Annotated in this window: 22 protein-coding genes; 13 read left to right on the plus strand and 9 right to left on the minus strand. The window is 63.9% G+C overall.

Going from position 1 to position 19,412, the window contains the following annotated elements:
* Positions 1-128: 128 nt before the first annotated feature.
* Positions 129-497 carry a YciI family protein gene (locus tag EOC06_RS03305; protein WP_128307080.1) on the minus strand — a complete coding sequence of 123 codons (369 nt, stop codon included), beginning with the start codon at positions 495-497 and terminating at the stop codon, positions 129-131.
* 259 nt (positions 498-756) lie between these two features.
* Between EOC06_RS03305 and EOC06_RS03310 the strand changes: the two genes are divergently transcribed.
* From EOC06_RS03310 to EOC06_RS03320, 3 genes are all read left to right on the plus strand, one after another.
* Positions 757-1,716, plus strand: coding sequence for a TAXI family TRAP transporter solute-binding subunit (locus EOC06_RS03310; protein WP_128307081.1), 960 nt, complete (start codon positions 757-759; stop codon positions 1,714-1,716).
* Between the two features lie 85 nt (positions 1,717-1,801).
* On the plus strand, positions 1,802-3,907 hold the full coding sequence (locus tag EOC06_RS03315) for a TRAP transporter permease (RefSeq protein WP_128307082.1): 2,106 nt from the start codon (positions 1,802-1,804) through the stop codon (positions 3,905-3,907).
* Entirely contained in the window at positions 3,904-4,287 is a 384-nt protein-coding gene (locus tag EOC06_RS03320; RefSeq protein ID WP_128307083.1) for a DUF1850 domain-containing protein, read from the plus strand. Before EOC06_RS03315 ends, EOC06_RS03320 begins: the two co-directional genes overlap by 4 nt.
* A 49-nt stretch (positions 4,288-4,336) precedes the next feature.
* Here the strand turns inward: EOC06_RS03320 and EOC06_RS03325 are convergent, their stop codons facing one another.
* Both EOC06_RS03325 and EOC06_RS03330 read right to left on the minus strand, forming a co-directional pair.
* A complete protein-coding gene (locus EOC06_RS03325) occupies positions 4,337-4,723 on the minus strand; it encodes a thiol-disulfide oxidoreductase DCC family protein (protein WP_281062020.1) in 387 nt (128 codons plus the stop codon).
* Positions 4,724-4,977: 254 nt separating this feature from the next.
* A complete protein-coding gene (locus tag EOC06_RS03330; RefSeq protein ID WP_013528645.1) occupies positions 4,978-5,118 on the minus strand; it encodes a hypothetical protein in 141 nt (46 codons plus the stop codon).
* A 374-nt stretch (positions 5,119-5,492) separates the two neighbouring features.
* Here EOC06_RS03330 and EOC06_RS03335 point away from each other — a divergent pair, with 374 nt between their 5' ends.
* The gene (locus tag EOC06_RS03335) at positions 5,493-6,362 is read left to right on the plus strand and encodes a Ku protein (RefSeq protein WP_128307085.1); all 870 of its coding nucleotides are present in this window, start codon (positions 5,493-5,495) and stop codon (positions 6,360-6,362) included.
* Positions 6,363-6,374: 12 nt separating this feature from the next.
* Complete coding sequence (ligD, locus tag EOC06_RS03340) at positions 6,375-8,891, plus strand: DNA ligase D (RefSeq protein WP_128307086.1); 2,517 nt, start codon at positions 6,375-6,377, stop codon at positions 8,889-8,891.
* A gap of 12 nt (positions 8,892-8,903) precedes the next feature.
* Here the strand turns inward: ligD and EOC06_RS03345 are convergent, their stop codons facing one another.
* The gene (locus EOC06_RS03345) at positions 8,904-9,578 is read right to left on the minus strand and encodes a helix-turn-helix transcriptional regulator (RefSeq protein WP_127331372.1); all 675 of its coding nucleotides are present in this window, start codon (positions 9,576-9,578) and stop codon (positions 8,904-8,906) included.
* Between the two features lie 68 nt (positions 9,579-9,646).
* On the opposite strand from EOC06_RS03345, the gene EOC06_RS03350 reads away from it, so the two are divergent.
* The 3 genes from EOC06_RS03350 to EOC06_RS03360 all read left to right on the plus strand — a co-directional run bounded on the left by EOC06_RS03350 (position 9,647) and on the right by EOC06_RS03360 (position 10,600).
* Positions 9,647-9,862: a DUF1127 domain-containing protein gene (locus tag EOC06_RS03350; protein ID WP_127321960.1), complete on the plus strand. Its 216-nt coding sequence runs from the start codon at positions 9,647-9,649 to the stop codon at positions 9,860-9,862.
* A 64-nt stretch (positions 9,863-9,926) separates the two neighbouring features.
* Entirely contained in the window at positions 9,927-10,259 is a 333-nt protein-coding gene (locus EOC06_RS03355; RefSeq protein ID WP_013528650.1) for an NIPSNAP family protein, read from the plus strand.
* Entirely contained in the window at positions 10,256-10,600 is a 345-nt protein-coding gene (locus EOC06_RS03360; RefSeq protein ID WP_128307087.1) for an antibiotic biosynthesis monooxygenase, read from the plus strand. The genes EOC06_RS03355 and EOC06_RS03360 overlap by 4 nt, the downstream gene beginning before the upstream one ends.
* Before the next feature lie 165 nt (positions 10,601-10,765).
* Here EOC06_RS03360 and mbfA read toward each other — a convergent pair whose 3' ends face one another.
* A complete protein-coding gene (gene mbfA, locus EOC06_RS03365) occupies positions 10,766-11,749 on the minus strand; it encodes an iron exporter MbfA (protein WP_127269751.1) in 984 nt (327 codons plus the stop codon).
* Between the two features lie 176 nt (positions 11,750-11,925).
* Between mbfA and EOC06_RS03370 the strand changes: the two genes are divergently transcribed.
* From EOC06_RS03370 to EOC06_RS03385, 3 genes are all read left to right on the plus strand, one after another.
* Positions 11,926-12,249 carry a hypothetical protein gene (locus EOC06_RS03370; protein WP_023813492.1) on the plus strand — a complete coding sequence of 108 codons (324 nt, stop codon included), beginning with the start codon at positions 11,926-11,928 and terminating at the stop codon, positions 12,247-12,249.
* 294 nt (positions 12,250-12,543) lie between these two features.
* Positions 12,544-13,527 (plus strand): threonine/serine dehydratase, encoded by a 984-nt coding sequence (locus tag EOC06_RS03380; RefSeq protein ID WP_128307088.1) that lies wholly within the window; start codon positions 12,544-12,546, stop codon positions 13,525-13,527.
* 97 nt (positions 13,528-13,624) lie between these two features.
* The gene (locus tag EOC06_RS03385; protein WP_128307089.1) at positions 13,625-14,224 is read left to right on the plus strand and encodes a DNA-3-methyladenine glycosylase; all 600 of its coding nucleotides are present in this window, start codon (positions 13,625-13,627) and stop codon (positions 14,222-14,224) included.
* Between the two features lie 83 nt (positions 14,225-14,307).
* On the opposite strand, the gene EOC06_RS03390 is transcribed toward EOC06_RS03385, so the two are convergent.
* The 4 genes from EOC06_RS03390 to EOC06_RS03405 are packed head-to-tail and all read right to left on the minus strand — an operon-like array spanning position 14,308 to position 18,011.
* Complete coding sequence (locus tag EOC06_RS03390) at positions 14,308-15,444, minus strand: ABC transporter permease (protein ID WP_128307090.1); 1,137 nt, start codon at positions 15,442-15,444, stop codon at positions 14,308-14,310.
* Positions 15,441-16,361 carry an ABC transporter ATP-binding protein gene (locus EOC06_RS03395; protein WP_128307091.1) on the minus strand — a complete coding sequence of 307 codons (921 nt, stop codon included), beginning with the start codon at positions 16,359-16,361 and terminating at the stop codon, positions 15,441-15,443. The genes EOC06_RS03390 and EOC06_RS03395 overlap by 4 nt, the downstream gene beginning before the upstream one ends.
* A complete protein-coding gene (locus EOC06_RS03400) occupies positions 16,358-17,311 on the minus strand; it encodes an HlyD family secretion protein (protein WP_127320689.1) in 954 nt (317 codons plus the stop codon). The genes EOC06_RS03395 and EOC06_RS03400 overlap by 4 nt, the downstream gene beginning before the upstream one ends.
* Positions 17,312-17,324: 13 nt before the next feature.
* On the minus strand, positions 17,325-18,011 hold the full coding sequence (locus EOC06_RS03405) for a CerR family C-terminal domain-containing protein (RefSeq protein WP_127320690.1): 687 nt from the start codon (positions 18,009-18,011) through the stop codon (positions 17,325-17,327).
* Between the two features lie 90 nt (positions 18,012-18,101).
* Between EOC06_RS03405 and EOC06_RS03410 the strand changes: the two genes are divergently transcribed.
* Together EOC06_RS03410 and EOC06_RS03415 are read left to right on the plus strand one after the other, a co-directional pair.
* Positions 18,102-18,575: a CYTH domain-containing protein gene (locus EOC06_RS03410; RefSeq protein WP_128307092.1), complete on the plus strand. Its 474-nt coding sequence runs from the start codon at positions 18,102-18,104 to the stop codon at positions 18,573-18,575.
* Positions 18,572-19,412 (plus strand): CHAD domain-containing protein (locus tag EOC06_RS03415; protein WP_245469307.1); only part of this gene is annotated, 841 nt, incomplete at its 3' end. The genes EOC06_RS03410 and EOC06_RS03415, both read left to right, overlap by 4 nt.

Genomic DNA, 19,412 nt, shown 5'->3' on the forward strand with positions numbered 1-19,412 from the left:
GCGCGTCCTCGGCGGCGGCCACGTCGCGCGTGCGCGCAGCGAGCCAGGCGACCAGCTTGCCGTAGCTCTGCCGGGCGGCAGCCTCGGCGGCCGCCCGGGCGGTCTCGGAGCGACTGTCCATCACATCGTCATTTCTCAGACAGGTACTCGGTCAGTTCCCAGATCGGCCGCAGCTCGACAGTGCCGGCGCTGGCCGCCGGGCAGCGCGCCGCCCAGGCGATCGCTGCGTCGGCGTCCGCGGCCTCGATCATGTAGAAGCCTGCAAGCTGCTCCTTGGTGTCGGCATAGGGGCCGTCGAGGACGTTGGTCTTGCCACCAGCCACCCAAACCGAGGTGGTCGCCTGACTCGGGCGCAGCCGGTCACCGGCCAGCCACGCGCCGGATTTCTTCAGGGCCTCAGTATAGGCGCCATAGGCGGCACTCATCTGGTAGGTCGCCTCGGCCGGGGCATTCGCCATCGCGGCTTCGTCGGCGTAGATCAAAATCATGTATCGCATGGTCTTCTCCCGTTGTTTCGAAGGCCGCGTCGTTGCGAGCCGGACGTATGTCGCGCGGCAGCGCACGATTTCGACAGGCTGCGGAAAAACTTTCCGCTCCGACGGATTTTTGTGCAAGCCGCCATCTGCTTCCCGATCTCTCAACCGTTCGTCTAACGAGCACAATTGCGGGTTGGCATTTCCGGCCCACTGTCTAAACTCGCCCCGGTTCGCACCTGGGAGGCGGTGCGGTCGTCGATATTTCAGGGAGGGAAATCGGATGTTTCATTTCAGAACGAAACTTGTTGCAGCCGGCGCTGTGGCGCTGTCACTTGGCCTTGGCGCTGTGTCGGCAGGAGCCCAGGAATTCATCAACGTGCTGACCGGCGGCACATCCGGCGTCTATTATCCGCTCGGCGTGGCGTTGTCGGAAATCTACGGCAAGGGCATCGAAGGCGCGCGCACCCAGGTGCAGGCGACCAAGGCGTCGGTCGAAAACCTCAATCTGCTGCAGCAGGGCAAGGGCGAGATCGCCTTTGCGCTCGGCGATTCCGTCAAGATGGCCGCCGAAGGCAATGCCGAGGCCGGTTTCCCAGGCAAGCTCGACAAATTGCGCGGCATCGCCGCCATCTATCCCAATTACATCCAGATCGTCGCCAGCCAGGAGTCCGGCATCAAGACGCTGGCCGACCTCAAGGGCAAGAGCCTGTCGGTCGGCGCACCGGCGTCGGGCACCGAACTCAATGCGCGCGCGATCTTCGCCGCCGCGGGGCTGAAATACGAGGATCTCGGCCGGGTCGAATACCTGCCCTTCGCCGAATCGGTCGAGCTGATCAAAAACCGGCAACTCGACGCCACTCTGCAATCGGCCGGACTCGGCGTCGCCTCGATCCGCGACCTCGCCACCTCGGTGCCGATCAATGTCGTGGCGGTGCCGGCCGAGGATGTTGCGAAGATCGGCTCGCCCTATCTTTCGGTGGTCATTCCCAAGGGTACCTATGAGGGCCAGAGCGAGGATGTCGCCACCGCCGCCGTCGGCAATTTCCTCATCACCCGCGCCGATGTCTCCGACGAGACCGCCTATCAGATGACCAAGCTGATATTCGACCATCTCGACCAGCTTGCCGCGGCCCATGCCGCCGCCAAGGCGATCGACCAGGCCAAGGCGCTCGACGGCATGCCGGTGCCGCTGCACCCCGGCGCTGAGCGTTATTACAAGGAGAAGGGGTTGTTGAAATAGCGGAGCATGGCTCGGCATCTGAGATGCCCGGCAGGGCAGAGGGGGGCTCCTGGCGCTACAATTCGCTTGCTTTGGAGTGCGTCGGATGAGCGAAATAACCGACGGCAAATCCACCACCTTCCATCTGCCTGCCGTCGAAGAACAGGTCGAAGGCCTGCCGCCGGGCTTCGGCGACGGCATCGCCGGCAAGGCCGCCTTTCTCATCGCCGTCGCCTTTTCCGTGTTCCAGATCTATGTCGCCGCCTATGGCAGCATTCCGAGCCAGGTGGTGCGGGCGATGCATGTCGGCTTCCTGCTGCTGCTCGGCTTCGGCCTGATCGCCAATCTGCGTACCAAGAGCCTGCCGGCCAAGGCCATATTCTGGTCGCTCGGCGCGCTCGGCTTCGGCACCGGCCTGTACAATTGGGTGTTCTACACCGACCTCATCCGCCGCTCCGGCTTCCTGACCACGCCGGATCTCATCGTCGGCGCGGTGCTGGTGGTGCTGGTCTTCGAGGCGGCGCGGCGGCTGATGGGGCTGCCGCTGGCGGTTATCGCCCTCATCTTTCTCGCCTACTGCTTTTTCGGCAACCATCTGCCGCCGCCGCTCGTCCATCGCGGCTATGATTTCGCCCAGCTGGTGGACACCTTCGCCTACGGCACCGAAGGCATCTACGGCACGCCGATCTATGTCTCGGCCGCCTACATCTTCATCTTCGTCGTCTTTGCCGCCTTCCTCGAACGTGCCGGCATGATCGCGCTGTTCAACGATTTCGCGCTCGGCCTTGTCGGCACGTGGCGCGGCGGCCCGGCGCAGGTCTGCGTGCTGTCGTCGGCGCTGATGGGCACGATTTCCGGCTCGGGCGTCGCCAATGTGGTGGCCAGCGGCCAGTTCACCATCCCGCTGATGAAGCGCTTCGGCTTCCGCCCGGCCTTTGCCGGCGCCGTCGAGGCGACCTCCTCGATGGGTGGCCAGATCATGCCGCCGGTGATGGGCGCGGTCGCCTTCATCATGGCCGAGACGCTGAACGTGCCTTATGCCGAGGTGGTCAAGGCGGCGATCATCCCGGCGCTGCTCTATTTCGGCGCCTGCTTCTGGCAGGTGCATCTGGAAGCCGGCAAGGCCGGGCTGCACGGCATGGCCAAGGCGGACCTGCCCAATCCGTGGGACGCGGTGAAACAGCACTGGCCGCTGGTGCTGCCGCTGGCGGCGCTTATCTATCTTTTGTTTGCCGGCTACACGCCGATCTTCGCCGGCACGATGGGCCTGGCGCTGACCATCGTGCTTATCCTCGGCACGCCGCTGGCAGCAGCGATCGGGCCGCTCGCCTTCCGCATCGTCTTCTGGCTAGCACTCGGGCTTGCCGCCGCCTCGTTCATGAAGTTCGGCGTCAACCTTCTCGGCGCCGTCATCGCCGCGCTCGTCGTCGCCTGCTTCACCTTCAGGGGCGGCCGCGAGACGCTGCGGATCTGCGTCGACTCGCTTGCCGAAGGCGCCAAGAACGCACTGCCGGTCGGCATTGCCTGCGCCATCGTCGGCATCGTCATCGGCACGCTGACGCTGACCGGCATCGCTTCGACCTTCATCGGCTGGATCATCTCCATCGGCGAGAACAATCTGTTCCTGTCGCTGTTGCTGACCATGCTCACCTGCCTGGTGCTGGGCATGGGCATCCCGACCATTCCCAACTACATCATCACCTCGTCGCTGGCCGGGCCGGCGCTGCTCGAGCTTGGCGTGCCGCTGCTGGTCAGCCACATGTTCGTCTTCTATTTCGGCATCATGGCCGATCTGACGCCGCCAGTGGCGCTGGCCGCCTTTGCCGCGGCACCCATGGCTAGGGAAAGTGGCCTGAAGATCGGCATCCAGGCGACTAAACTCGCCATTGCCGGCTTCGTCGTGCCGTTCATGGCGGTCTACACGCCGGCTCTGATGCTGCAGGACGCCGGGCCGATCGCCGCCCAGTTCGGCTATCCCGTCGAGGTCGCCTACATCGTCGCCAAGGCCTGCATGGGCATCGTGCTGTGGGGTGCCGCCGCCGTCGGCTTTCTCGCCCGCCGCATGGCGGGGTGGGAACGCCTGCTTGCCTTCGCCGCCGGCGTGCTTCTGGTCGCCGCGGTACCGCTGACCGACGAGGCCGGCTGGGCGCTGGCGCTGGCCTGGATCGGCTGGCACTGCTTTCGTGCGCGGCAGGCTTCAGTCAAAACATGAGCCTTTGCATCCTGGCCGCCGGCAAGATGGTGACGTTCTCCGTCGCCGCCTTTACGCTGTCCTGGACGCATTCGGTGGAACGGACGCGTTGGGAGGAAGACTGGAAGGTCACGCCTATCGGCCTGCAGTTGGTCGAGGCGCGGGTCAAGGGCTCGGGCGCCGGCATGGAGCCACCGGAAGGCGCGGTGCTGAAGAATAGCTGGTGGGCCTATACGCCCACGGTCGGCCCACAGCGGCGCGTCATACTCGCCGCCTCCGGCGCAACCGGCGACGGCTGGACGCTGTGCTCGGTTCAAGGCTGCCGGGAATTGGGCAAGGGGGCCGGCGACGCGTTCGTGCTGAAGCCGTGCGAATCCACCGGTTCGAGCCAACCGCGATAACGCCCGATCAATGCGCTGAGCGGCGGCTCGTTCTCCAGCAGCCACATCCTCAGTCAAGGAACCGCTCGCGCAGCTCCGGAGAAGGAACCTCGCAGCTGTCCTTCCTGCCGAACAGCGCGTTGCGATTCCTGGCAACGCGCTCATAGAGCCAGTCGCGCAGCGGGCGCGGCAGCAGCAGCAGCGTTTTTGCCGCCCGCCAGGGCCAGCCGAGTTCCGCCATGACAGCGACGAAGCTGTCGAGCCGCGTGAAGGCGACGCCGTCGATCAGGACGAGGTTGGTTTCGTAAGAGTCCGTGCGCAGTCCGTGCTTCCGAAACAGCGTTTCACCGAAGGGCGACTGCGCGGTGGCGAAGCGGAAACGGCCTTGGCGATCGAGCCTGACCACCATGCGCACGAAGCCTGAGCAGAGCACGCAGACGCCATCGAAAACGATCAATCGATGGCGTGCGTCGAGAGTTGTTCCGGAGGGACGATTTGACTGGGGTCGACTGGGTTGGGAATGGTCGGTCACGCTGGCCTCGGCTGCTCGTGTCCTATGACACTAAGCCGGCCAGCGTCGGTATCAAAGCCGTGGCGATGTCGCACGGCGCCTGTCGGCGAGAGCGGGACGCTCGGCGCGATAGGTGGTGGCGCGGGTAGAGGCGGCCGGCCTGCAGATCCTGCTGTTGTGGCGATTTTCGAAAGCCATGATCAGTGCGCGCCCAGCGAGTTGCCGCGACGGGCGCAAGCAGGGCCGGGGCCGCGCATGTAATAGCGCTCGGGCCGATAGGTCGGCGCGACGAATTCGCGGATGGCGGCGGCATAGCCGATGAGGTGCGCGAGGAAGTTCATTACCCTTGTCCCTGTCCCGATTTTCGGATGTCCCTTCCGAATTGCGGTCATCATAGCGTCGAGGCGTGAATAGTCGGTGAACGTGATGTTAATATCTGGTCGAAAATGCCTCGCTTCGTGGCTGGATTGCGGCTGATTCGGGGTCTTTCCGTGCAGTTGGCCGGCATTCCGGCCAATGTGACTTTTGCATCACATATGTTTCGTTTGAATGTCGCGCGCGGTTCTGTTTCAACTTTTGCCGCGCCCGCGAAATTCAGGTGCTGGCGGCCATAAGGCCTCGGGCGCGCCCTTGGCATCCAGATCGGTCCGTGAGCGCGGAACTGGAGCGCGGTCTGTCCGTTCTCACCTTCATCTGGTTGTGGAAGGGAGATATCATGGCGCCGCGTCCGGCCTGGAGAGGCTATTTAAAGCTTTCGCTGGTCACCTGTGCCGTCGAACTCACCAATGTCGTCACCCACACGGAGCGGGTCTCGTTTCGGATTCTCAACCGCAAGACCGGCAACACGGTGAAGCGCCTCTATGTCGATGCCGAAACCGGCAAGCCTCTGGGGGAGGATGACGAGATCAAGGGCTATGAACTCGACGATGGCGATTTCATCCATATCGAGGAAGACGAGATCGAGGCGGTGCAGATCGAATCCTCGCACACGATGGCGCTCGACGGTTTCGTCGACAAAGCTTCGATCCAGCAGATCTATCTCGATACGCCCTATTATGTCGCCCCGGCCGACAAGGTGTCGGAAGAAGCGTTCGCCGTCATTCGCGACGCGATGGCGGGCAAGAAGATGGCCGGGTTGGCGCGTATCGTGCTCTACCGACGCGAACGGCCGGTGGTTATCGAGCCGCTCGGCAAAGGCATGGTGCTAACGACGCTGCGCTACGACAACACGGTGCGCCAGCAGGACACCGTCTTCGGCGACATCGAGTCGGTGAAGACCGATCAGGAGATGACCGACCTCGCCGAGTTGATCATCGACAAGAAGAAGACGAAGTTCGATCCCTCGAAATTCGACGACAAATACGAGGACGCGCTGCTGGAGCTGATCCGCGCCAAGAAGGCTGGCCACAAGGCGCCGAAGGCCAAGGCGGCGCCCAAGCCTTCCAATGTCGTCAATCTGTTCGACGCGCTGAAGAAGAGCCTGTCAGATTCCGGATCATCGAAAAGGTCTTCGTCGGCGAAAGCCAAGCCGGCGACCAAACGCGCCAAGCCGAAAGCCAGCGCGCCCAAACGCAAATCGGCCTGAGGAACCCAACGGATGGCCAGCCTCGAACAATATCACTCCAAGCGCGATTTCAAGAAAACCGCCGAACCGGCCGGCAAGGTCGCCCGGACCAAGCAGGGCGGCGCGGGCGGCATCTTCGTCATCCACAAGCATGCCGCGACGCGGCTGCATTACGACCTGCGGCTCGAGCATGACGGCGTGCTGTGGAGCTGGGCGGTGACGCGCGGCCCGAGCCTTGATCCGCATGAGAAGCGACTGGCCGTGCATGTCGAGGATCACCCGATCGACTATGCGCCGTTCGAGGGCACCATTCCCAAGGGCGAATATGGCGGCGGTTCGGTCATCGTTTGGGACGAGGGCACCTGGACCCCTGAGATCGACCCGGCCAAGGCGATGAAGAAGGGCCATATCAGCTTCGAACTCAGGGGACACAAGCTGCATGGGGCATGGCATCTGGTGCGACTGAAGCCGCGTGCGGGTGAAAAACGCGACAACTGGCTGCTGATCAAGTCGGACGATGCCGCCGCGCGTCCTGGCGAGGACATCCTCAAGGAGGCGCCGGAATCGGTGAAGTCGGGCCTGACGATCGAGGAGGTCGGCGAGGGCAAGACCGCGAAGGGTGAGAAGCCGAAGGTCTGGCATTCCAACAAGCCGGCCGCCGGCAAGACGAAGGCCGCGGGCAAGAAACTCGACTTCATCGAGCCGCAACTGGCCACGCTGGAGCGCGATGCGCCACCGGGCAAGGACTGGCTGCATGAGGTGAAGTTCGACGGCTATCGCATGCAGGCACAGATAGCCGGCACCGACGTGCGGCTGCTGACCCGCACCGGCCTCGACTGGACGAAGAAATTCGGCGGAGAGATCGTCGCGGAGCTGGCCGCGCTGAAGTGCAGCGACGCCATCATCGATGGCGAGGTGGTCGTGCTCGCCGACAGCGGCGTCTCGTCTTTCGCGCTGTTGCAACAGGATCTGTCGGCGAAGCGGACGAATCGCTTCATCTATTACGTATTCGATCTGATGCGCCTCGATGGAAGGGATTTGCGGCGCGAGCCGCTGGTCGAGCGCAAGCAGGCCTTGCAGGATTTGCTCGGCAAGCACTCCGACAATCCGGCGGTCCGCTTCAGCGACCACTTTTCCGAACCCGGCAAGATCATGCTGGAGCATGCCTGCCGGATGGGCCTGGAAGGCGTCGTCTCCAAGCGTGCCGATGCCCCTTATCGCAGCGGCCGCGGCCCGACCTGGGTGAAGTCGAAATGCACGGCGCGGCAGGAATTCGTCATCGGCGGCTATCTGCCGTCGGACAAGACCGGGCGCGGCCTGCGCTCGATCCTGGTCGGCTTCCACGAGGGCGGCAAGCTGCATTATGCCGGGCGCGTCGGCACTGGTTTCTCCGGCAAGGGCGCCAATGAGCTGAAGGCAAAACTCGATGCATTGACGGCAAAAACATCGCCCTTCTCCACCGCGGTGCCGAAGGGCAAAGGCCTGGTCTGGGTCAAGCCCGAACTTGTCGGCGAAGTGGAGTTTCGCAGCTGGACCTCGGACCGTATAATACGCCACGCCTCGTTCCAGGGATTGCGCGAGGACAAGCCGGCGGAGGAAGTCGTGCAGGAAAAGCCCAAAGCGTCGACAGGCAAGCCATCGACAAGCAAGAGCACGGCCAAGCCGGCATCGGGCGGCAAAGCCGCCGGATCGATGACGACCACGGTAAAACTCTCGCATCCCGACAAGCTGCTGTGGTCGGACGAAAACATATCCAAGCAGGGCCTGCTCGACCATTACGCGCAGGTTTGGCCGCGCATGGAACAGTTTGTCGTCAACCGGCCGCTCAGCCTGGTGCGGGCGCCGGACGGTGTCGGTGGCCAGCGTTTCTTCCAGAAACATGCCTCGGCCGGTATGAGCGACAAGATCGCGCGCATGAAGGATCCGACTGACGGCGAGGAGATCTTGTACATCCGGGATTTCGATGGTGTCGCCGCATTGGTCCAGTATGGCGTGGTCGAGATCCACATCTGGGGGTGCACGATCGACGAGATCGAAAAGCCCGACCAGATCATCTTCGATCTCGATCCCGATGAAGGTGTCGACGTGAAAGCGGTCCGCGAGGCGGCACTCGATATCAGGGGCAAGCTCGACGAGCTGTCGCTGCCGAATTTCGTCAAGACTTCGGGCGGCAAGGGTTTTCACGTCATGGTGCCGCTGAGACCAGCGGCGGATTGGGAGGAGGTTAAAACCTTCGCCCATGATTTTGCCCGTGCGCTGGAGCAGGGTGCTCCCGACCGCTACACGGCGACGCTGTCGAAAAAAGCGCGCACGGGAAAGATCTTCGTCGACTATCTGCGCAATGGCAGGGGCTCGACGACGGTCGCGCCCTATTCGTCACGCGCCAAGAAGGGCGCCACCGTGTCGATGCCGGTGACCTGGCCAGAGATCGATGCCGGCTTGGCGCCGAACGCTTTCCCGATCGGCGGCAAGACTACGCTGAAACAGCTGGCGAAAGCCGATCCGTGGTCGGATTTCTTTAAGCAGGGCAAGGCTCTGAGGCGGGGTTAACGCTTCGCCCGTTCAAGACAGAAACACCCTCTCAAACGCCTGTCTACCCGGCGGCGAGAAGATCACCGCGCGGCTGTCCTTCTCGCGGCGCGCCCATTTCTCGGCCAGGATCTTCTCGAGGATGGCGGCGCCCAGCGTGCCGGCGAGGTGCGAACGGCGCACGCTCCAGTCGAGGCAGGCGCGGCACACCGGCCGGCGCGGCTTGGTATAAACGTCGATGCCGATCGCCGCGAAATGCGAAGCCGCCGATGGCCCGAGCCTGATCTCCTGTTCGTCGCGGACCAATACGTTTTTGGCGACGAGCCGATCGAGCATCGCCACCGCCTGCTCGCCGGCGAGGTGATCGTAGCAGACGCGCGCCACCCGCATGGCACCATCGCGCGGACCCGGGCGCACACGCTTTGGACCGACGGCTTCCGCGACGCCTGTGATGGCTTCGATCATGCCCGCCACCTGCGGTCCGGCGAGGCCGTAATAGCGATGCCGGCCCTGGCTCGCCACCGTGAGCAGCCCGCCTTCCATCAGTTTGCCCAGGTGCGAGCTGGCGGTCGGCAGCGAAACGCCGGCCTCGAGCGCCAGTTCGCTCGCCGTCAGCGCCGTGCCGCCCATCAGGGCATTCAGCATGTTTGCCCGTGCCGGGTCGCCGACCAGGCTGGCGATGCGGGCGATGTCGGGTCCTTCACGCATAGTTCGTTCCTCATCGAAGCGTTCTTGTCAGATAATCACTATTCTCAGGTGAGATCAAGGAGACGACGATGGCCGAACGAACCGCTTTCCCCTCAGCCCCGCTCCCCAGCCGTCAATTCTTCCCGTTCGTCAGCTGGCTGCGTTCGCGGCTGCTGGCCCGCTGGTATGACCGCCATTTGCAGCGTCTGGACCTTGCCGAGATCGATGATCATCAGCTGCGCGATCTTGGGCTGACGCGGCAAGACGTGCGTCGCGAATGCGCGAAGTCCTTCTGGCAGCCCTAGCAGACCAGACGACACAACGTTTCGACGCCGCTCGAACTATCGACGCAACCCCAAGGAGATCACAATGACCATCACCTGCTTCATCCGCTACGAGATCGACCCGTTCGGCAAGGCGGCCTTCGAGGAGTATGCGCGCAATTGGGGCCAGGCCATTCCACGCTGCGGCGCCGATCTGATCGGTTACTACGCGCCGCATGAGGGCTCGGCGACGACCGCGTATGCCGCCTACAACATCGAGAGCCTGGCGGCCTACGAAGCCTATCGCGCCCGGCTTGCCGCCGATCCCGCCGGCAAGGCAAACTACGAATTCGCCAAGCGCGAGAGATTCATCCTGAAGGAGGATCGCATGTTCCTGAAACTGGCCTCAGGCCCGCACGCGAAACTGGTGCTGCCGTGATTGCCGTGATCTTCGAGGTCGAGCCGGCGGAAGGCCGGCGCGACGCCTATCTGAGCATCGCCGCGGACCTGCGTCCACTGCTCGACTGCATCGACGGCTTTCTTTCCATCGAGCGTTTCCAGAGCCTGGCCGATCCGAACCGCATCCTGTCGCTGTCATTCTGGCGCGACGAGGAAGCCGTGAAGGCCTGGCGCAACACCGAGGAACACCGGCAGGCGCAGAAGGCCGGCCGTGGCGGTATCTTTGCCGGCTACCGATTGCGCATCGCCCATGTGGTGAGGGATTATGGGCTGACGGAGAGGGACGAGGCGCCTAGGGATAGCCGGGCGGTGAATGGGTGAGTGGCAAGTTTCTTCCTTCTCCCCCTGTGGGAGAAGGTGTCGCCGAAGGCGACGGATGAGGGGTGTTCCAGGGAACGCCAACGTCTCACTCCGCTGGAACACCCCTCATCCGTCTCGGCGCTGCGCGCCGATCCACCTTCCCCCACAAGGGGGGAAGGGAAAAAACTATGCATTCCCGATCAGCACGCCGGCCGCGAACACCAGGGCGCCACCCAGCACCACCTGGAAGGCGGCACGCAGGAAAGGCGTCTGCATGTAGCGGTTCTGGACAAAGGCGATCGCCCACAATTCGAAGAACACCACCACCGCGGCAACCCCGGTGGCCGTCCAGAAATGCGGAATGACATAGGGGAGCGCGTGTCCGAGACCGCCCAGCGTCGTCATGATGCCGACGGTCAGACCGCGCTTGATCGGCGAGCCGCGGCCCGACAGCTTGCCGTCGTCGGAAGCGACTTCGGTGAAGCCCATCGAAATGCCGGCGCCGATCGAGGCGGCAAGCCCGACCAGCAGCGTCTGCCAGGTGTCGTGCGTGGCAAAGGCAGCGGCAAAGATCGGCGCCAGAGTGGACACCGACCCGTCCATCAGCCCGGCCAGCCCTGGTTGCACATAGGTGAGGATGAACTGGCGCTGCTCGGCGCTGGCCTCCTCGGCCTTGACGGCGCCCGGCACATGTTTCTGTTCCAGCCGCTGCGCCAGGGTCTCATGGCCCAGTTCGGCCACCGCCAGATCGTCGAGCAGTTTTCGCGTCGAAGCATCTGCCGTGCGCTTGGCCGCCTCGACATAGAAAAGGTAGGCTTGCCGCTCCATCGCCTCGGCATGGCTGCGCACGTGCTCGATGCCGAGCGGCCGGACCAGCCAGTCGGGCTTGCGCTCGTAATAACCCTTCACATGTTCGCGCCGGATCAGCGGTATGCGCTCGCCGAACCGCTTGCGGAAAAGCTCGATCAACGCATCGCGATGGCCATCCTCTTCCTCGGCCATCTCCTCGAACACTTTTGCCGATTGCGGGAAGTTTTCCGTCAGCCCGTCGGCATAGGCCCGGTAAATGCGACCGTCATCCTCCTCGGAGGAAATGGCCAGCGCCAGGATCTCCTGTTCGGAGAGCGATTCGAAGGGGCGGCGGCCGAAGCCGAAAACACGGGAAAGCATGAGGAATTCACCCTAGTTTAGAATAGTTCTAAACTAGGGTTTTGAACACCTTCGGTCAATTGCGCGCTTGGGTCGCGGTCAAGAATTGTTGAAGCCCCACGCCCGCGGTGACTCTTCATTATCAGTGAATGTTCACCTATATTGCTGGACTCAAGCCAAGAACAAGGAACCGGCAGATGACGGCAAAACAGCCTCCGCACCCCTATGATCCCAAGCCCGTTCTCGATCTCATCGCCAGCATCGAGGCCGACCTGCAGCGCCTGAAGGGCCTGGTCGAGCAGCAGGTCGAGAAATTCGACCCCGCCAACCCGCACAACAAGGCGCCGGACGGCAAACTGACGGAGGAGGGCGTCGAGTGCTGCTACCGCATGTTCGACGAGGGCAAGTCGCGCTACTCGGTCGCCCAGCAGATGAAGATATCCTTTGCCGCCGCCAGCCACCGTTTCAACAACTGGCGCAAGCTGGGTGGGGGCAAGAGGCAGAGGACGTTACTCGGCTGAACATGGGGGATGTCTGCGGGCCAGCGCCCCCCTCTGTCCTGCCGGACATCTCCCCCTCAAGGGGGGAGATTGGCAGCTTCGTCGTTCCGCTCACCTTGCACCGTTAATAGGTGGCGAAGTCGACTGAGTGCGTAATCTCCCCCCTCGAGGGGGAGATGGCCGGCAGGCCAGAGGGGGGCGTGCAGCCGTGACGTTGGCGATCGCCCGCCAAACTTTGTAACGGTCACATTTTTTCATTGGTGCGCCACATCTGTTTGCGGGCATCATGAAAAGACCCTGTCCACTGGACCTCACATGAACGCCATATCCCTTCCCGGCATCGCCGACATCCACGCCGCCGCCGCGCGTCTCTCCGGCTTGATCATCGAAACCCCCTTGATCGAATCGCAGGAGCTGAACAGACGCTTCGGGGGCCGCATCCTGTTCAAGCCGGAGACGCTGCAGCGCACCGGCTCGTTCAAGTTCCGCGGCGCCTACAACAAGCTGTCGTCGCTCAGCGCGGAGGAGCGCAGCCGAGGCGTCGTCGCTTTCTCATCGGGCAATCATGCGCAGGGCGTCGCCGCCTCGGCCGCGATGTTCGGCGTCAAGGCGGTGATCGCCATGCCTTCAGACGCGCCGGCGATGAAAATTGCCAATGTGCGCAAGATGGGCGCGGAGGTGGTCCCGTTCGACCGCTTTCGCGACGACCGCATGACCGTGATCCGTCCTTACATGGAAAGAGGCATGGTGCTGGTGCCGCCTTTCGACGATCCGGCCATCATTGCCGGCCAGGGCACGATCGGCCTCGAATTGATGCGCCAGGCAAAAGCGCTTGGCGTCGACCTCGACGCGGTGATCGTCCCCTGCGGCGGCGGCGGCTTGTCGAGTGGCATCTCCGTTGCCGTCAAGGATGCCTCGCCGAACACGGCGGTCTGGGCGGTCGAGCCCGAGCATTTCGACGACACCCGCCGGTCGCTGGCCGCCGGTGCAAGGGTTTCGAACGAGCCCGGCCATAGTTCGATCTGCGACGCGCTGCTGACCGCCGAGCCTGGCGTGATCACCTTCGAGATCAACCGCAGGAATCTCACCGGTGGCATCGCCGTCTCGGACCAGGCGGCGGCGCAGGCGATGCGCGACGCCATGGCCTATCTCAAGCTGGTGGTCGAGCCCGGCGGCTGCGTGGCGCTGGCGGCACTGTCATCGGGCGAGATCGAGCTGTCCGGCAAATGCATTGCCGTGGTGCTGTCCGGCGGCAATGTCGATTTCGGCACTTATGCCGGGATCATGGCGGCTGCTTGAGACGGCGATGTCCAAGGGTATCTGATATGGAGTATCTGGCGACAGGCTCCGCCTTGGATCACTCCTCGCCCGCCGCCAAATCGTCGCCGCGCTGAGCATGGTCATCTACCGCCCGCTCACGCGTTCCGAGCTGCCCGACGATACGGCATCCCTTGCCCACTACCTCGTTGGCAAACTCGTGGTGCGCGAGCTGCCTGAAGGCATCGCCAGCGGCCGCATCGTCGAGACCGAGGCCTATGTGACCGGTGACGCCGCCGGACACGGTTACCGGGGGATGACCCCGCGCAACCGTTCGCTGTTTCTCGAACCCGGGCACGCCTATGTCTATCTCGCCTACGGCATCTCCTACATGCTCAACGTTTCGGGCGAGATGGCAGGGGTCGGAACCGGCGTGCTCATCAGGGCGCTCGAGCCGCTCGAAGGCATTGCGCTCATGCGGCTCAATCGCGGCATCGACCGCTTGCGCGACCTGGCGCGAGGACCGGGAAGGCTGGCCCAAGCGTTGCGGATCGATCGTTCCCTCGACGGGCTCGATCTTTGCCGCAAAGGCCCGCTATGGCTGGCAACCGACGAGCATCAAGCCGGCGACATCGCCCAAGGCGTCCGGATCGGCATTACAAAGGATGCCGATCGCCCGCTGCGGTTTTACGTCAAGGGGAGCGCCTTCGTCAGCGGCCCGAAATCGCTCAACGGTTAGTGGCAGTTACAAACCATGGAGATTGGCGAAAGCATTTCTCCCTTCCGCAAAGGCTGGTGCCAAGACTGGAGGTCGTGCGGCATCTAATCCAGCGTCCGCCTGAACCGCACCAGTGCCACGCCGGCAAACAAGACCACGAACACCACCAGCCAGCCGATCTCCGTTGACACTGCCGGCAGTTCCGCGCCCTTCAGCATCACCGCGCGGGTGATGCGCAGGAAATGAGTCAGCGGGAAGATCTCGCCGAAGATTTGCGCCCAGTCCGGCATGCCGCGATAGGGGAACATGAAACCCGACAGCATGATCGACGGCAGGAAGAAGAAGAAGGTGAGCTGAAGCGCCTGCATTTGCGTGCGGGCGATGGTCGAAATCGTATAGCCGAGCAGCACCAGCGCCAGCACGAAGATCAGCACGGCGGTCAACAGCAGAGACATCGATCCGGTGAAGGGGATTGCGAACAGCAGCTTCGCCGCCGCCAGCACCACCACCACCTGCACGCCGCCGACCGCCAGATAGGGCAGCACCTTGCCCATCATGATCTCGAGCGGGCTGGACGGCATCGCCAGCAGGTTCTCCATCGTGCCGCGCTCGGTCTCGCGGGTCAGCGCGATCGAGGTCATCATCACCATGGTCATCTGCAGGATGACGCCGAGCAGGCCGGGCACGATGTTGTATTGCGAGATGCCTTCGGGATTGTAGCGCCGGTGTACGACGACATCGAGCCGACCCTTGGCGGCCTCGGCGGCGGCTTCCTGCGTGCCTTGCGCCCTCAGCAGCGCCTGGCTGGCGACTGTGCCGAGCGTCGAGATGGCGCCACTGGCCACCGCCGGGTCGGTGGCGTCCGCCTCGATGAGTATCTGCGGGTTGCTGCCGCTCTCCACCCTCCTGGCGAAATCGGCGGGGATGGTGACGACGAAGGCGACGTCGCCGCGCGATATCAGGAACTCGGCCTCGGCGGCACTTTGTGCGACATGGTCGAAACGATAGTAGCCGGTGGTCTGCAGCGCCGCGACAATGGCACGCGTGTAGGGATCGTTGCTCGTCGCCACGAGTGCTGCCGGCAGGCTTTTCGGGTCGTTGTTGATGGCGTAGCCGAAAAGCACCAGCTGTATCAGCGGCACGCCGAGCATCATGGCGAAGGTGATGCGGTCGCGCCGCATCTGGATGAATTCCTTGACCAGCAGGGCGCCAAGCCGGGCGAAGGAAAAGACGCTGTTCATGCCATGTTGTCCTTCGAGCCGGACATGAACTGGATGAAGACGTCCTCGAGGCTGGTTTCGCCGGGCGAAACTTTCACGCCCTTGTGCTCTTTCTCGACGTCGGCGAGTGCGGCTTCGAGCTTCTTTTTGTCGGAGCCGACGACATGCAGCGTCGCGCCGAAAGGCGCCACCTGGTCGACGCCGGAGCGGCCCTGGAGCGCTTCGGCGACCTGATCGAGCCGCGGGCCCTGCAGGACGAAGGTGGTGAGCCCGGCATTCCTGACCACCTCGGCGACGGTGCCGGTGGCCAGCATCTTGCCGTAGGAGATGTAGCTGATGCGGTGGCAGCGCTCGGCTTCGTCCATGTAGTGGGTGGAGACCAGTACGGTCAGCCCGCCGCTGGCCAGGCGATGGATCTCGTCCCAGAACTCGCGCCGCGCCTTCGGATCGACACCGGCCGTAGGCTCATCGAGCAGCAGCAATTTCGGCTTGTGCATGATGCAGGCGGCCAGCGCCAGCCGCTGCTTCCAGCCGCCCGACAAGGTGCCGGCCAGCTGGTTGCGGCGCGACGTCAGGCCGAGGTCCTCCAACGTGCTCGCGACATGCTCTTCAACCGGCTTCAGCCGGTAGAGCCGCGCCACGAATTCGAGATTCTCGCCGATCGTCAGATCCTCGTAGAACGAGAATTTCTGCGTCATGTAGCCGACTTCACGCTTGATGCGCAGGCTGTCGGTGCGGATGTTGAAGCCGAGCACCGTGCCTTCGCCTTCGTCCGGCGTCAGCAGGCCGCACATGATCCGGATGGTGGTGGTCTTGCCCGAACCGTTGGGGCCGAGAAAGCCGACGATCTCGCCCTCGGCGACCGACATCGTCACATGGTCGACGACGGTCTTGTCGCCAAATCGCTTGACCAGGCCGTGGACGTCGATGGCGTTCATCTTGCGCTGTCCGCGAGATCAACATCGACGATCTGGCCGGGCTGCAGCGGCCCGGCATCGCCCTCCGGCCGCGCCTCGACCAGGTAGACCAGCTTCTGCCGGTTCTCCAACGAATAGATCACCGGCGGCGTGAACTCAGGATCGGGCGACACGTAGCTGACGCGCGCCTTCACATCCGGGCCGCAGCCGTCGCAATGGACGCCGAGCAAGGTGCCGACCTTGACCGAGGAGAAGGCGCTCTCCGGGATGTAGACGCTGAGCTTCACCGCGCCATCGGGCAGGATCGAAATCACCGGCGCGGTCGGACCTGATGTGTCGCCCGGATTGCGGATGACATCGTTGACGCGGCCCGGCGAAGGCGCTGCCAGCACCCGCTTCGATAGCCGCCACTGCGCCTGCTCCAACGCGGCCTGCGCCTGCTTGACCTGATTGTCGGCGGCCTTGATCGTTTCGGCCCGTGCAGGCAGGCCGCCGACGGCGAGATTGGCATTGGCCTGGCCGACCTGCGCATTGGCCGTTTCCAGCGTGGCCGACGCGGTGTCGAAATCGGCTTGCGTGCCGGCGCCGCGCTTGAACAGATCGGCGGCGCGGTCGTATTTGCGCTTGGCGTCGGCGGCCTGGGCGCTGGCCATGTCGACCTCGGCCTTCAGCACGGCGATCTCTTCCGGCCGCTTGCCGATCTGCAGATCGGCCAACTGCGCCTGCGCCTGGGCAAGGCCGGCCTGCGCCTGCGCCACCGCGATCTTTGCATCGGCGCTTTCCAGCGTCACAACGGTGGTGCCGGGCGTGACACGATCGCCGCGCTTGACGGTCACGGTCTCGACCTGCGCCACCTCGATCGGCGCCAGAAGCACGTAGTCGCCTTCGACATAGCCGACGGCCAGCGGGGCAGCCGGGGCACAGGCCGAGAAGAGCTGCGCGGCGAGCGGCAGCGAACAAAGAAAGCTCATGGTCTTTGCCCCTTCATGCTTTGCTCTTTTTGGAAGCCAATATGGCCTTGAGATTACCCGATGTGACCGCCACCACCTTGGCCGCCTCGGCGGCGCCGATGTCTTTCCAGCCCATGCGGCGCATCACCGCCTCGCGGCCGATGCGGAAATAGATGACCTGGCCAATCAGCGTGAACACGGTGAGCCTTGTGGCCTCGCTTTCGGCGGGCTCGCCGGTCGCCTGTTCCCAGAGCTGGCACAGCCGGCGATGCGTCGGCTCGAAGACGCCGTCATAGATGCGGTCGAGGGCTGCCGTCGGATGCGAAAGCTCACGCAACACGAACTGCACGATCTCGCCGGCCTGCGGGCTGGCCACGACAAAGCCGACCATCCGCTCCAGCGCCGCGAAGAGCAGCGCTTGCGCCGCCTCCGGATTGGCTGGTCCCGGCGCAGGCGCCTGTACATTGCCGAGCGCCTGGCCGGCTACACCCTGGATGGTCTCGACGATAAAGTCGGCGGCAGCGGCGCGAAGACCCTCCTTGCCGCCGAAATGATAGGCGATCGAGCCTATATTGGCTCGCGCCTCGGCGGCGATCTCGCGCGTCGAGGTGCCATCGAAGCCCTGCCTTCCGAACAGCTTCAGCGCCGCTTGGACAAGGGCCGCGCGCGTCATCTCGGCGGGCTCGCGGCGAAGAATTTTGGGCTCAGGCAGTTTGACCATGAGCGCACTTTAATCAATCGATTGATTAAAGTCAACTTCTGTTCGTCATTATCTTGCCATCGACGGCGGCAAACGCTTTAGTGCCCGGCCATGGGCAAGGAAGTCGAACGAAAATTCCTGGTCACCAGCACCGCATGGCGGGAACTGGCCGAGGCCAATATCCGCATTCTCCAGTTCTATCTCGCTGCCGGCCCCGGGCGCACGGTGCGCATCCGCATCAGCGATGGCGGTTCCGCCAAGCTGACACTCAAATTCGGCAGCAAGGCGCGCGAACGCGACGAATTCGAATACTCGATCCCGCTCTCGGAGGCGGTGGAGATGCTGGACTTCGCCATCGGACGTGTCATCGAGAAGACACGTCACCATGTTAGGCACCGTGGCCATCTCTACGAAATCGATGTCTTCGGCGGTCCGCTTGCGGGACTTGTGATCGCCGAACTTGAGACGCCGGAGGACGTGCCGGACGAAATGCTGCCTGATTGGCTCGGCCGCGAAGTCACCGGCGAGTCAAAATTCTACAACGCGTCGCTCGCCCTTGGGGGGATACCGGAGATCGCCGCATGAGCTTTCGTATCGATCCGCGCCTGCCGCTGACCGGCGAGGTCAGGCGTATCCTTGCCGAGGAAATCGGCAAGGCGCTGCATCACCTTGACGCCGCACGGAGCCGGCCGGAACAGGCGCTGCACAAGTGCCGCAAGCGACTGAAGAGCGCCCGCGCCCTGCTGCGGCTTGTTCGTTCCGGTGACGAAACGTTCTGTGAGACCGAGAACCAGTGCTATCGCAACGTGGCCGGCCTGCTTGCCGGTCCGCGCGAGGCGACTGCGCTGATCGAGACCATCGACCGGCTGGCGGCGAGCTTTCCCAAGGAGAGCGCCGACGATGGGCTTACTGCTGCGCGCGACAGGCTGATCGCGCGCCAGCATGAACTGCACGAAGGCAGCGGGCTCGAGGCGGCGATCGGCGCGGCGACCGCCGCTTGCGAGGATGGCCTCAAACGCGTCGAAGCGTTGGCCTTGCCCGACCAGCCGGAACAGGCGGCCGACGTGCTTGCCGAAGGTGCCCGCGTCACGCTGCGCCGTGCCAGGAAGGCGCTCGACAAGGCCAGATCGCGGGGCGCGGCCGATGATTTCCACGATTTGCGCAAGGCGGCCAAGACCCACGGCATGCATCTGTCGCTGCTCGGCAGGCTGTGGCCGACACCGATCAAGGCCCGGCGCAAGGCGGTCGACGAACTGGGCGAGCGGCTGGGCGATCTGCACGATGTGCTGGTGATGCGCGCGCTGCTCGAGGCCGACGACCAGCCACTCGGGCTGCCCGAGGACACGAAACTTCTGGGCAAGCTGTTGAAACGGTCGGAGAAGCAGCTGAAGAAGAGCTGCCTGGCCGAAGCGGCCGAGCTGT

The organism is Mesorhizobium sp. M7A.F.Ca.MR.362.00.0.0, assembly GCF_004023175.1.
Lineage (GTDB): Bacteria > Pseudomonadota > Alphaproteobacteria > Rhizobiales > Rhizobiaceae > Mesorhizobium.